10 protein-coding genes and 1 pseudogene are annotated in these 14499 nt (G+C 44.5%); 2 read left to right on the forward strand and 9 right to left on the reverse strand.

From position 1 onward, the window contains the following. Positions 1-334: 334 nt before the first annotated feature. The 3 genes and pseudogenes from L4D09_RS01985 to L4D09_RS01995 form a co-directional block, all read right to left on the reverse strand. Positions 335-4138: a two-component regulator propeller domain-containing protein gene (locus tag L4D09_RS01985; RefSeq protein ID WP_428455810.1), complete on the reverse strand. Its 3804-nt coding sequence runs from the start codon at positions 4136-4138 to the stop codon at positions 335-337. A 184-nt stretch (positions 4139-4322) separates the two neighbouring features. After that, positions 4323-4847 (reverse strand): annotated as a pseudogene (locus tag L4D09_RS01990) (zinc ABC transporter substrate-binding protein); the annotation flags it as partial. Next, on the reverse strand, positions 4811-5260 hold the full coding sequence (locus L4D09_RS01995; protein ID WP_428455811.1) for a metal ABC transporter solute-binding protein, Zn/Mn family: 450 nt from the start codon (positions 5258-5260) through the stop codon (positions 4811-4813). The gene L4D09_RS01995 and the pseudogene L4D09_RS01990, both read right to left, overlap by 37 nt. A gap of 93 nt (positions 5261-5353) precedes the next feature. Between L4D09_RS01995 and znuC the strand changes: the two genes are divergently transcribed. Next, the gene (gene znuC / locus L4D09_RS02000) at positions 5354-6133 is read left to right on the forward strand and encodes a zinc ABC transporter ATP-binding protein ZnuC (RefSeq protein WP_428455812.1); all 780 of its coding nucleotides are present in this window, start codon (positions 5354-5356) and stop codon (positions 6131-6133) included. After that, positions 6126-6911: a zinc ABC transporter permease subunit ZnuB gene (gene znuB, locus L4D09_RS02005; protein ID WP_428455813.1), complete on the forward strand. Its 786-nt coding sequence runs from the start codon at positions 6126-6128 to the stop codon at positions 6909-6911. Before znuC ends, znuB begins: the two co-directional genes overlap by 8 nt. A 40-nt stretch (positions 6912-6951) precedes the next feature. On the opposite strand, the gene L4D09_RS02010 is transcribed toward znuB, so the two are convergent. The 6 genes from L4D09_RS02010 to L4D09_RS02035 all read right to left on the reverse strand — a co-directional run bounded on the left by L4D09_RS02010 (position 6952) and on the right by L4D09_RS02035 (position 14489). Next, on the reverse strand, positions 6952-7257 hold the full coding sequence (locus L4D09_RS02010; RefSeq protein WP_428455814.1) for a VF_A0006 family four-cysteine protein: 306 nt from the start codon (positions 7255-7257) through the stop codon (positions 6952-6954). A gap of 177 nt (positions 7258-7434) precedes the next feature. Then, complete coding sequence (gene sucD / locus L4D09_RS02015) at positions 7435-8307, reverse strand: succinate--CoA ligase subunit alpha (RefSeq protein WP_428455815.1); 873 nt, start codon at positions 8305-8307, stop codon at positions 7435-7437. Continuing rightward, complete coding sequence (sucC, locus tag L4D09_RS02020) at positions 8307-9473, reverse strand: ADP-forming succinate--CoA ligase subunit beta (protein WP_428455816.1); 1167 nt, start codon at positions 9471-9473, stop codon at positions 8307-8309. Before sucC ends, sucD begins: the two co-directional genes overlap by 1 nt. 132 nt (positions 9474-9605) lie before the next feature. Next, complete coding sequence (odhB, locus tag L4D09_RS02025) at positions 9606-10823, reverse strand: 2-oxoglutarate dehydrogenase complex dihydrolipoyllysine-residue succinyltransferase (RefSeq protein WP_428455817.1); 1218 nt, start codon at positions 10821-10823, stop codon at positions 9606-9608. A 31-nt stretch (positions 10824-10854) separates the two neighbouring features. Then, complete coding sequence (gene sucA, locus L4D09_RS02030) at positions 10855-13665, reverse strand: 2-oxoglutarate dehydrogenase E1 component (protein ID WP_428455818.1); 2811 nt, start codon at positions 13663-13665, stop codon at positions 10855-10857. Between the two features lie 110 nt (positions 13666-13775). Continuing rightward, positions 13776-14489 (reverse strand): succinate dehydrogenase iron-sulfur subunit, encoded by a 714-nt coding sequence (locus L4D09_RS02035; RefSeq protein WP_428455819.1) that lies wholly within the window; start codon positions 14487-14489, stop codon positions 13776-13778. Between the last annotated feature and the right edge of the window lie 10 nt (positions 14490-14499).

The raw sequence follows: 14499 nt of genomic DNA on the forward strand, positions 1-14499 counted from the left end.
AATCGCAACCTTAAATAAGAATAGTTTTCATTTTTATCATTGTTACAGATTGAAACATAATTAAGGTTGTTTTAAATCAATAAAAGACACTCATTTTTGAGTTTATTGATTTCATTTATGAGGATCATCCAATTATGTGGCATATCATTAGGTTATGGCCTATTTTTCAGCATTAATAGGTAATGCAAAGCCAATTGCTATAGGGCTTATTTCGGTGGGTAATTTTCGATTTCAATGGATCTGCAGCATTATAAGATGCCAGAGTGTCCGAAGTATGGTCGGTAAGACCATACCCCGTTGTTTATAGCGTGTGCAGTTTACGCCTTCTTAGTCTTTATTCGACGCCCCTAGAACACTGGGCATATTGTTTGGGGGTTTGACCTATTCGGGCTTTAAATTGTGCGCTGAAGTCAGATGGGTCGTTAAATCCACATGAGAGTGCAACGTCTGAAACTTGATCCCCTTGTTTTAACATCATCGCAGCCTGATCAAGCCTAAACTGAGCAATATAATCGTTAAACGCAATACCATACTCTTGCTTAAACTTACGTTGAAACTGGCGTTCAGAGCTATCAAAGGCTTTAGCTGCTGACGCAATACTAAAATCGGGGTGGTGGAAGCATGTAGAAACTAACGTCTTTACTTCCTCTTTCCAGCTATTTGCATCTTTCACAATAACATGCTGAGAATGTACTGGAAGTGGCAGTAATTGCGATACCTGTGCTAGTACCAACTCAGGCGTTAGCGGTTTTATCAGAGCGCCATCAACCCAGTTACTGTCACTTTCAGTATCACCGTCGACTAATAAAACAAATTTCGGTACATGATTAATATCAGGTTCGTCGACTAAACGCTGTTTTAGTGCTTCACCCCCAAGCCCTGGTAAAACCGCCTCAATAATCAGCAAGTCAGGAAAGTGCTCATAGGCCATCATGAGCGCCTCATAACCATCAGAGGCGAAAAGCACGTTATAATCTTGCTCCATTAACTCCCTCAGGCAAACTCGCACATGGGGATCTTCAGAAGCAATCAACACACGTGGCATCGGCGTATAGTACTCTTGCTGATCACCAGTGGGCTTCACCACACTCTGGGCTCGATGATGCACAGGGAACCGCAGGATAAATTCACTACCAACGCCCTGGTAGCTAATAACTGAAATATCACCGCCATACAGCTCCACCAGTTGTTTAACAGTGCTGAGCCCTAAGCCAAAACCAGCTTTCGGATTTAATTCTGGCTCTTCCTGATAGTAGCTTTCAAAAAGATGGGCTTTTGTCTCTTCCGACATGCCTTTACCAGTATCACTGACTGAAATAACCAACTGCTTATGTAGCTCTCTGACTGCAACCGTGATGCACCCTTTATCGCCAGTATACTTAAGCGCATTAGACAGTAAATTACCCAGCATGATCTCTAGGTGGTATGGCGCCATATAAACACTCAACCCTTCCGTTTCATCTTCCAGGCATACGACGATCTGTTTTTCTTCCGCTTCCACTTGCCAGCTCATGCAAGAAGCCTGAATAATTGGGCTCACAAGCTGCTCACAAGATTTTTCTGGCTCTACCAGTGCTAATGTATCACGTGACAAAATTTGCTCAGCGACGTGCAACGAGTGTGTAATGTTCTTTTCTGTGGCATCCAATTTATCATCGTCGATAAACGGGGATTCTTGTCGAATGTTTGATAACAAACTCAGTGAAAGGCGTAATGGAGTGCGTAACTCGTGCGATAACTGGGCCATTATATTTTGGCGGATAGACAAAATACGCTGTAATTGCACATTGCTTGCATTAAGTTGCTTCTTCTGTAACTCAATTTTGCCGGTTTTCCGAAATACCGCCTGTTTTAGCTGCATATTTTGGTCTTTAAATGCCCGGGCTCGCCAAGTTAAAAACAACAAAATACAAACAATAACCAGCACAATAGCGAGTGTTATTAAGCCAACCGATAAAAACCACGGCCGTTCAACATTGAAGGCGTATTGCAAAACCTCACCAGTATCGCTTCCTATACGATCAATTTTTGCCTCAAGTACAAACTCACCTGGCGGAAGCGAATCGATCAACAAAGAGCTACCGTCGATCTGCAGCCAATTTGATGGCTCCTTGTTGTCTTTTATCAACCGATACGATAATGCTGGTCTACCGTAAAAAGGCATGGTACTGAATTCAAAATTAATCGAAGTACCGTAGTGAAGTGTTAGAGTGTCACCTGTTGCACCTGCAAGCTGACGTAAGTCATTATCAGTTTTGACTTCACTCAAGGTTAACTGAAGATTTGACTCGTGACTTGCCAGTATCTTATCTGGGGCAACTTCCAGTACCCCTTCCCTGCCACCAAAAATCAATTTACCACTAGCACCTCGAATACATGCTTGTGAATAGAACTCACTGGCAATGATCCCTTCAGGAGACTTAAAGTGACGTTTAATATTGCCTGTAAACGAAAAGTAAGAGAGCCCTTTACTGCTCGTCACCCATAAACCATTGTTGTCGCCAACGATACAATAAGGGTTAGCGCGGACACCTGATAGCGCAACACCTTGGAATGACAAAGGCTTGAGTGTTTGTGAATACTGTAAACTATGATTATTCACTACCCACAGCTGCCCAATTCTATCTTCATAGATATCGAGTACGCCGCCCTCTTTCGTCGTCCCACTCTCTAAATAGAGCCGGCCTGCTTCAAAAAGATATAAACCATAATCAGTACCAACCCAAATTTGATATTCGCTGTCTTCAAAAACGGTCGTGACTTGCTCATCCCCTCTAGGGTCACGTAGCCAATGGCTGCCAAACGATACCCACTCGTTACTATCAGGCCAATATCGATATAAACGCGAAGTCATCCCAATCCAAACCGAACCAAAATGATCAACCATTAAACTAACGACTTCACTTTGTTGGAAGTGATCTGGTATGGCTAATGCCTTCCATGTGTCAGTTTGACGAGAAAAAACCTCTACTCCGTGCTCTGTGGCTAACCAGAGCTGATCTCGCCTTGAGGCTACCTGATTTACTTTGCCCAATGCAGGTTGATGCTGAACGATTTTCAAAAATGCGGATAATTCGAATAAACCATTATCGGTTGCCAACCAAGTACGTCCATCACTGGTTTGTTCGATATCATTAATTTGTGCAGCAGGTAACGACCCTTCACCATAACGTAAACGCTTCATTAGTGCCGTTGTTGGGGGTAAATAATTGACCCCGTTATTTGTTGCGATCCATAGTGAGCCATTCTCATCTCGCAACATCGCATGAATACGGTTGCCTTCCAGTGCATACATATCATGCACTGAAGATTGATAATGTGCGATAGCGTTAGTCTCTTGATCAAGAACGTACAACCCGCTTTTACTACCAACCCATAACCCATACTCAGTTTGTACAATAGAAGAAACTGATTGACTGTCACTACGCTTTAAATCGACTTTCCGAGCTTCACGAGTAAGAAAGAGACCATTCAAGGTACCAAACCAAAGCTGCTGCTGATCATCTTGATAAATCGCAGTAACATCATGTTCAGGAAGTAATAAGTCTGAAACTATTTTATCCTGCCTATATTCATACACCCCTTTCGCCAGTGCGACAAAAATAGAGTCACCCGCTGAATATAAGCCTGATAGTTTTAAGGGCCGCGGAAAAGAAGTGAAGTCAGGAATTTGCGAGCGCTGCTGTAGGCGGTAAAGCCCTCGCCTATTAGCAAATAAAGCCGCGCCATCACTTTCAACCACATACTCCATAGGTACTTGGCTAATATTGAGCTTATATAGTGCCGTTTTTGCCGGGGAATAATAAAAAGCATCGCTATCTTTAACTAACCATAAACCGTTATTAATCATAACGGCATCGGTAACACCCGTAAGTTCATTTCCAGCTTGATCAATTGCAGGTTTCAGTTGTCGGCCATCATAGAAAATAAGCGCACCATGAACATCGACAAACCACAGCCCGCCATGGGTGTTTTTTATGATTTTCTTGGCTGCAATCAAGCTTCCCGCTTCCTGATGCGGTAGTGGGTAAAACAAGTGGTTAGAGGCCGTTGCTACCATTGAAAAAAAGCAAGTAATCAATATAACGCAACAAAGAATGATCCGCTGTCTAACCATGACATTTAAAGGGGCAACCACAAACCTTAACCTACAATCTGATATATATGCTTATTATGCTACATCATAATAGTGAATATAAGATCATATTTATAAAATGTGGCTTAGTACATAAAAAGCGTACCGGAGTACGCTTTTTATTTCTTTTTCTTTTGACGACAATCAGTATTACTTATTAGCAATAATTAATCACCATCATGAATATTTACTTAAGACACTGAATAAAGCTCTGTCCCATTTCACGTAGAAACTTTGTATAACCACCCGTTGCATCACTAATATTTGTCGCCATTGGATCTAAAGTACCTATATTGACATCAGTACCATTGATCACACTATTAATAACGGCAGGTGAAAATTGTGGCTCACTAAACACACATGTTGCATGCGCATCTTTTAGCGATTTCCGAATTGAAACCAACGTTCTTGCACCAGGTCGGCGATCAGGTTCAACCGTAAAATGACCGAGATTATTTAAACCAAACTGTTCTTCAAAATAGCCGTAACCATCATGGAATACAAAATAGCCCTTATTAAGAACTGGCTTTAATTCAGCTTCAAGCTCTACCATTGTTGCCGTAATTTCTGCCGAGAAACGGATAAGGTTTGCTTCATATTCTGCCTGGTGATCTGGGTCCAGCTCAATAAGTTTCTGCGTGATCACGCCTGAAGCTTGAATAACCTGCTGTGGACCTAACCATAAGTGCGGATCGATCCCCTCATGGCTATGCCCTTCGTGACCATCACTGCCATGGTCGTGTCCTTCGTGACTACTAGATTCGTCATGATGTCCGTGACCTTCATGACCTTCATGACCTTCATGACCTTCATGACCTTCATGACCTTCATGACCTTCATGACCTTCATGACCTTCATGACCTTCATGACCTTCATGACCTCAGGCCCAGCCCAGATAACTAAATCGGCCTCATTTAATTTTTTGGCATCTGAAGGACGTAATGCATAATCATGCGGGGAAGCACCAACAGGCAATAAGGTCGAGCTAGTTGTCACACCAGCCGTTAACTCTTGCACTACCATGTTAAGGGGCTTGACTGTCGTGACAATGTTTAACTCTTGTGCCTGAGCATATGACGATAAAAGCAGTCCAATAGAACTGCAAGAAAACAAAAAACGGCGCATAATGGGGTCCCGAAATAATTCTTGATTACAACACTAGAATGAAATGTTATATTATAACATATCACTTTGGCAAACATCTTAAGCAAAGAAATTATGACAACCTTAGTTGAATTACAGGCTGTGACCGTGACGTTCTCCGATCGTCATGTCCTTGACCAAGTATCACTCAAGCTAGAACGTGGACAAATCACAACCTTGATTGGTCCTAATGGTGCAGGTAAATCGACTCTCGTCAAAGTCATTACCGGCCTAAGAAAGCCAAGCGCGGGTAAAATTATTCGCCCAAAGGGTCTTCGTCTTGGCTATGTACCGCAAAAGCTCGAGCTTAATAGCTCACTGCCGCTGAATGTAGATCGCTTTATGCGTTTAGCCGGCCGTTACAAAGAGTCAGATCGAATTCATGCGCTTGAACTCGTTAATGGTAAGCACCTACACCATAGTAATATGCACTCGCTGTCTGGCGGTGAAATGCAACGAGTGCTGTTAGCACGTGCACTTTTACAAAAACCCGATCTGTTAGTGTTAGATGAGCCAGTGCAAGGCGTCGATGTAAACGGTCAACTCGAGCTTTATAGTTTAATACAATCGCTACGTGATAAGCTGAATTGCGCAATCTTAATGGTCTCGCATGACCTTCATTTAGTGATGGCAAAAACCGACCATGTGATCTGTCTACACCATCACATTTGCTGTTCGGGTGAACCCGAGTCTATTACTCGCCACCCCAATTATGTGGCACTTTTTGGCCAACAACAAAGCGAGCAGTTGGCTTTATACCAACATCACCATAATCACGAGCATGACTTATCTGGTAGTCCAATAGGCCCTTGCCAGCACAATCATACAGAACAACAAGAGAACCAAAATGCTTGAGTTACTTCTACCAGCTCTCATCGCTGGTATTGGCATTGCCATATTAGCAGGGCCTTTAGGTTCTTTCGTGGTATGGCGTAAAATGGCCTACTTTGGTGATACGCTCTCACACGCGTCATTATTGGGTATCGCACTCGGTTTTTTATTTAATATAAACTTAAACCTTGCACTTATTATCTGCTGTTTGACACTGGCCGTTATCTTAGTCAGCTTGCAAAAACAAAAGTATGTCGCAACAGATACCTTACTGGGTATTTTAGCGCATAGCGCATTATCGTTGGGGCTTGTTGCCATCAGCTTCCTCGACAACGTCCGTATCGATCTAATGTCTTATTTGTTTGGTGATTTACTTGCTGTAACGACCAACGACTTATATTGGATTTATGGTGGCGGCATGATTGTGTTAGGCCTTCTAGTTACCTTATGGCGCCCATTACTCTCTTCAACAATCAATGAAGATCTTGCGCAAGTAGAAGGAATTAATGTCGATTTAATGCGACTATTGCTGATGCTAATGGTTGGCTTGGTTATTGCCGTCGCAATGAAGTTTGTTGGGGCGTTGATCATAACCTCATTACTGATAATACCTGCCGCGACAGCAAGACGCTTTGCTCCTAGTCCAGAGATCATGGCTGGACTCGCGTCTATCATTGGGTCAATTTCCGTCATGATTGGCCTTGCTATGTCATGGCACTACGATACCCCTGCAGGCCCTTCCGTCGTGGTCGCAGCCGCAGGCTTATTCATGCTCAGTCAATTAAAGCGTACTGAAGCCTAACCATTTTTATTATCAATGCCTGCTAATTTAGCAGGCATGGTTAATTGAATAAGCTTCGATGCCTACTGTTGCAGGTACTTTTAACTTGCATGGCCACACTTGTACTTTTTGACGGCGGTAAATAATCGAGTAAGCATTGAAAATAGCCCTGATCTTTTTCCGACAACATAAAGTTATCAATATAGAGCCGATGGCAAGCATTGGTCATCAAATTAGCCGCAGTACCATTTTCTGCTAAAGAAACATGTTCAAGAATACAGTCTTCGTATGCCGGTTTATCTTCATCCGCCATTACTGGCAGCACCGTAAACCAACCGAATATAAATAGTATACCGCACCATTTCATTCGTATCTCCTACCGCTAGGCTCATAAATTCCGCACGAAAAAAAGTCCTTCGCACCTAATAAGTGTACTGACTAACGATTGAACATGCCCTGAATCTCCGTCACTGTGCCACAATACCTTCATAAAAAAACCCGCCAATGGCGGGTTTTTATGTTTGCAACGAGGGTAGCTAGAAGCTTACCAACCCGTTACTTCACGTAGTGCTTTACCGATGTCAGCAAGGCTCTTCACGGTTTTCACACCAGCTGATTCCAATGCCTGGAATTTATCTTCAGCCGTACCTTTACCGCCAGAGATAATCGCACCAGCGTGGCCCATACGCTTACCTGGAGGCGCCGTAACACCAGCGATGTAAGAAACAACAGGCTTAGTGACATTTTCTTTAATGTAGGCTGCCGCTTCTTCTTCCGCTGTCCCACCAATTTCACCGATCATAACAATCGCTTCAGTCGCTGGATCTTTTTCGAACAGCTCAAGCACGTCGATAAAGTTAGAACCCGGGATTGGGTCTCCGCCAATACCAACACAAGTTGACTGGCCGAAACCTTCATCCGTTGTCTGCTTAACAGCTTCATAAGTCAACGTACCAGAACGAGATACGATGCCAACCTTACCCGCTTTATGAATGTGGCCAGGCATGATGCCGATCTTACACTCATCAGGTGTAATAACACCTGGGCAGTTAGGGCCAATCATACGTGCGCCTGATTCATCAAGACGCACTTTAACATCAAGCATATCCAATGTAGGGATGCCTTCAGTAATCGTTACAATCAGTTCAATTCCGGCATCAATTGCTTCAAGAATTGCATCTTTACAGAATGGAGCAGGTACGTAGATAACCGTTGCAGTCGCGCCCGTTGCCTCTACTGCATCACGTACAGTATTGAACACAGGTAGACCAAGGTGTGTTGTACCGCCTTTGCCTGGCGATACGCCGCCAACCATCTGTGTTCCGTAGTCAATCGCTTGCTCTGAGTGGAAAGTCCCCTGACCACCCGTGAAGCCCTGACAGATAACTTTGGTATCTTTATTAATTAGTACTGACATTATTTGCCCTCCGCTGCAGCAACTACTTTTTCCGCTGCTTCAGTTAGGGAAGTCGCAGCAATAATATTCAGGCCACTTTTTGCTAGAGTTTCAGCGCCAAGTACCGCGTTGTTACCTTCTAGTCGAACAACAACTGGCACTTCAACACCAACTTCTTCAACTGCGCCGATAATACCTTCTGCAATAAGATCACAGCGTACGATACCGCCAAAAATGTTAACCAGTACGGCTTTCACATTGGTATCAGATAGAATGATCTTAAATGCTTCAGTTACACGCTCTTTGGTTGCACCACCGCCAACATCAAGGAAGTTAGCAGGCTGGCCACCGTGCAGGTTAACGATATCCATCGTACCCATAGCAAGACCAGCACCGTTCACCATACAACCAATGCTGCCATCAAGCGCAACATAGTTTAGCTCCCACTGTGCAGCATGTGCTTCACGCTCATCTTCCTGCGAAGGATCGTGCATTTCACGCAGTTTTGGCTGACGGTACATTGCGTTTGAATCAATGTTGATTTTACCATCTAGGCACAGCAGGTTATCATCACCGGTAATAACCAATGGGTTGATTTCAAGCAAAGCCAAATCATAGTCAGCAAACATGTTGCCAAGACCTAGGAATATTTTGGTGAATTGCTTAATTTGGTCGCCTTTCAGGCCAAGCTTGAATGCAAGCTCACGACCTTGGTATGGCTGAGGGCCAACCAATGGATCAATCGCAGCTTTATGAATTAGCTCTGGCGTTTCTTCGGCAATTTTTTCAATATCCACACCACCTTCGGTTGATGCCATGAAAACAATGCGTCGGGTGCCACGGTCAACAACCGCACCAAGGTACAGCTCATTTGCAATGTTCGATGCTTCTTCAACCAAGATTTTAGTCACTGGCTGACCATTTGCATCTGTTTGATAAGTCACTAAGTTTTTACCCAACCATTTTTGGGCAAACTCTTTAAGACCTTCTTTATTATCGTGTAGCTCAACACCACCCGCTTTACCACGTCCACCTGCGTGAACCTGACATTTAATTACCCACTTATCACCACCAATCTTACTGGCAGCTTCAGCAGCTTCCTGGGGGGTATCGCAAGCATAACCTTCTGGAACTGGCAGACCGTACTCAGCGAACAGCTGTTTCGCCTGATATTCATGCAAATTCATGATGTTCTATCCGTTTTCATATCCCTAGCGGGACTTGTTATATCCATATGAAATACTCTTGGGTATTTCTTCGTTAATCACTCACCGTGAATATAAGCCGGACGTCGAGCCTGCCCGGCTTCACAATCAGTGTTATACGTCTAGTAATAGACGTGTTGGGTCTTCTAAAAGTTCTTTAATTGTTACCAAATAGCCCACTGACTCTTTTCCATCCACTAAGCGGTGGTCATAAGACAGTGCTAGGTACATCATTGGTAAAATTTCAACTTTGCCATCAACTGCCATTGGGCGGTCAGCAATTTTATGCATGCCCAAAATCGCAGCTTGTGGTGGGTTGATAATTGGCGTCGACATCAGTGAGCCGAATACGCCGCCGTTAGTGATAGTAAAGTTACCACCAATTAACTCATCAACGGTTAACTTGCCATCACGGCCTTTAATCGCTAGTTCGCGAATGCCTTTTTCGATTTCAGCAAGGCTTAGCTTGTCGCAATCACGCAGCACAGGTGTTACCAAACCACGTGGTGTCGAAACCGCAATGCTAACATCGAAGAAGTTATGATAAACAATGTCATCACCATCAATAGACGCATTAACTTCTGGGTAGCGTTTTAGCGCTTCAACAACCGCTTTCACATAAAAAGACATAAAGCCTAAGCGAATCCCATGGCGCTCTTCAAAAATGTCTTTGTACTGTTTACGAAGATCCATGATTGGCTTCATGTTTACTTCGTTAAATGTGGTTAGCATCGCCGTGCTGTTTTTCGCTTCAAGCAGACGCTCAGCGACACGCTTACGTAGGCGGGTCATTGGTACACGTTTCTCACTACGATGAGCAAGAGGTGCTTCCACTTTAGTTTCAACAGCAGGTGCTGCTGGTGCTTGTGTTGATTTGCCCTCTTTAACAAAAGCTTCAACGTCTTCACGAGTAATGCGGCCGCCAACACCTGTGCCTTTCACATCAGATGCTTTAATACTGTGCTCGCCAAGCAAGCGACGTACTGTTGGGCTAAGCGCTTCATTCGTCTCTTCACCTAACGCTGCTGTGTTGCGCTTGTTCGGTGATGATTCCGCTTCTGCTGGTACATCTTTTGTTGGTTCGCCCGCTACCGCTCCAGCTTTGATCTTACCAATAAGCTGTTTAGTTAAAACGGTTGTACCCTCGCCTTCTAGAATAGCTTCTAGAACACCATCTTCTGGTGCTGGAACTTCCAGCACAACTTTATCAGTTTCGATATCAACCAGAACTTCATCACGTGTTACTGCGTCGCCTGGCTGCTTATGCCAAGTCGCTACTGTCGCATCTGCAACTGATTCAGGTAAATCGGGAACCAGAATTTCGATCGTCATATCGGCTTTGTCCTTTTTGTTCCAGTTCTTATTAGTCTGTAGTTAATGCGCTTTCAATTAGCGCTTTTTGCTGTTTCAGGTGTACCGACATGTAGCCTACAGCCGGTGATGCAGAAGCCGGACGGCCTGCATATTCCAACTGAGCTCCGACCGGTAACGCAGAACGGAAGTTATGCTGGCTTGAGTACCATGCACCTTGGTTCTGCGGTTCTTCCTGACACCACACGAAGTCATTAACATGTTGATAATCTGCCAAGGCAGCTTCAACATCTTCTTTAGGGAATGGGTATAGCTGCTCTATACGAACGATAGCAACATCTGTCTGTTCGTTTTTGCGACGCTGTTCAAGAAGATCAAAATAAACCTTACCAGAACAGAATACGACACGCTTCACCTGCTTTGGATCTAAGTCGTCAACTTCCGGAATTGCTGGCTGGAAATTACCATTCGCTAGCTCATCCAGTGTTGATGTACAAAGTGGGTGGCGCAGTAATGACTTCGGCGACATTACAATCAATGGACGACGCATTGGGCGTACCACCTGGCGGCGCAGCATGTGGTAAACCTGTGCTGGCGTTGATGGGATAACCACCTGCATATTTTGTTCAGCACATAATTGTAAGTAACGCTCTAGTCGCGCCGATGAGTGTTCAGGGCCTTGACCTTCATAACCATGTGGCAGCAGCATGGTTAAACCACACATACGACCCCACTTCTGCTCACCTGAGCTAATGAACTGGTCAATAACAACCTGTGCCCCATTGGCAAAATCACCAAACTGCGCTTCCCATACAGTCAAGCCACCTGGTTCGGCTGTCGCATAACCATATTCAAAGGCTAATACAGCTTCTTCAGACAAAACAGAATCAAAGACTTGGAAAACACCTTGCTTATCATGAATATTCGATAATGGAATATACGTGCTGGCATCTGCCTGATTATGCAAAACAGCATGGCGGTGGAAGAACGTACCACGACCAGAATCTTGACCCGTTATGCGAATTCGATGACCTTCATCAACGACGGTTGCATAGGCTAGATTTTCAGCCATACCCCAATCAATGGCTTTGTCGCCATTCGCCATTGCAAGGCGGTCGTTGTATAACTTTTGTACACGGCTTTGCAGTGTATGGCTTTCAGGGAACTGGCACAGGCGGTGTGCCAAATCTTGTAGGCGAGTCTCGTCAATCTTACTTGGCCAATCGACAGTCCAATCATGACCAATATAGGGTTCCCAATCAACTGAGTGCAGTTTCATTGGACGCCATTCTTTAACGACACATTCACCACGGTCAAGCGCATCACGATATTCATTAATCAATGATGTAGCCGTTTCTAGATCCACTGTATTGTGATCAGTTAGATTATCGGCATAAATCTTACGCGGTGTTGGGTGCTTTTTGATTTTCTGATACATCAATGGCTGCGTTGCGTTTGGCTCATCGGCCTCGTTATGGCCGTGGCGGCGATAACATACCAAATCAATCACAACATCACGCTTAAAGGCATTACGATAATCAAGCGCAATACGCGTAACAAAAGCAACCGCTTCTGGGTCGTCAGCATTCACATGGAAAATTGGTGCCTGCACCATTTTCGCAATATCAGTACAGTACTGTGTCGAGCGCATATCATGCGGATTCGATGTGGTGAAACCAATTTGGTTATTCACTACAATTCGAACTGTTCCGCCAACACGGTAGCCACGAGACTGAGACATGTTGAATGTTTCAGCGACAACACCTTGACCAGCAACGGCTGAGTCACCGTGAATCGTAATTGGCAGTACCTGTGAACCATCACTATCACCAAGGCGGTCTTGACGAGCACGAACCGAGCCCACAACCACTGGGTTTACAATCTCAAGGTGCGATGGGTTGAATGCCAAAACAAGGTGAACATCGCCACCAGGAGTTTCAAAGTCAGCAGAGAAGCCTTGGTGATACTTCACATCACCCGTACCCCATGTGTCATCATGCTTACCGGCGAACTCATCAAATAAGTCCTGCGGCTTTTTACCAAGCACGTTAACCAACATGTTCAAACGGCCACGGTGAGCCATACCGACTACCACTTCACGTACACCATTGGTACCTGCGTAGCGGATTAGCTCTTTGACCATTGGGATCATGGCATCGCCACCTTCCAAAGAGAAACGTTTTGCACCTGGGAATTTAGCGCCAAGATAGCGCTCAAGACCTTCTGCAGCCGTTAGCTCGTCTAGAAAGGTAAGCTTTTCTTCTTTGGTAAATGCGCCTTGCCCAACAACAGATTCAAGGCGGTGCTGAAGCCAACGCTTTTCCTCTGTATCAGTAATATGCATGTACTCTGCACCGATCGAACCACAATAGGTTTTCTTCAATGCGTCATAAAGTTCAGATAACTTCATGGTCTCTTGCCCAATGGCAAAAGAGCCCACGTTAAATGTCTCGTTAAAGTCATCTGCTGTTAGATTATGGAATTCAGGGTCGAGATCAGGTACTCGCTCCCGCTGCCATAGGCCTAACGGATCTAAGTTTGCATTTTGGTGCCCGCGGAAACGGTATGCATTAATTAACTGCAGTACCTTAACCTGCTTGGCATCGACATCTGGATCGCTGACGGAAGCACTTAGATGGGTTGTTTCTTTAGCCAAACGCCGGAAATAATCACGAACACGTGAATGCGGCTGCTCAACAACCGTTTCATTCACAACAGGCAGATCACCGAATACGTGACGCCATTTTTCGTCAACTAAGTCTGGGTCGCTAAGATACAACTCGTAGAGATCCTCTACATAAGTTGCATTGGCGCCAGCCAGGTGTGAAGACTCAAGCCATGCCTTCATAACGCCGTTCTGCATTGTTTTCCCTTAACCACTAGTTATCGCCATTTACACCGGTCTCAATGCCGGGCTTAAAGCTGACTCCAGAGAGCGAATCATAGAGTCAGCATATCGATAATTCTGTTGAATTAGACTGCTCGTTTCAGCAGCATCGTTTTGATATGACCAATCGCTTTCGTCGGATTTAATCCTTTAGGACAAACATTTACACAGTTCATGATGCCATGGCAACGAAAAACACTAAAAGCGTCGTCGAGATCAGATAATCGTTCATCTGTTGCAGTATCACGACTATCAATTAGCCAACGATAAGCCGCGAGCAATCCAGCTGGTCCGATGAATTTATCTGGATTCCACCAGAAAGATGGGCATGATGTCGAACAACATGCACACATAATACATTCATAAAGGCCATCAAGATGAGCACGCTCTTCAGGTGATTGTAAGTTCTCGCGCGCAGGTGGTAGTGCACCGTCATCAACCAAAAACGGCTTCACTTTCGCGTAGTTGGTATAGAACTGATCCATATCGATAATCAAGTCACGGATCACGGGTAAACCAGGAAGTGGACGGATCACAATCGACTTTTCATCAGTCAAGGCTGATAGCGGTGTAATACATGCAAGGCCGTTTTTGCCATTCATGTTAATACCATCAGAACCACATACACCTTCACGGCATGAACGACGGAATGACAACGTTGGATCTTGTTCTTTCAACAAGATCAGTGCATCAAGCACCATCATGTCGGAGCCTTCAGGCACATCAAGGGTGTAGCCCTTCATATGCGGCGCGTTATCAACATCAGGGTTATAACGGTAAATTGAAAAATTCAGTTTCATTATTCGATCC

It is taken from the genome of Photobacterium makurazakiensis (assembly GCF_050336715.1).
In the GTDB taxonomy this organism is placed as follows: domain Bacteria; phylum Pseudomonadota; class Gammaproteobacteria; order Enterobacterales; family Vibrionaceae; genus Photobacterium; species Photobacterium makurazakiensis.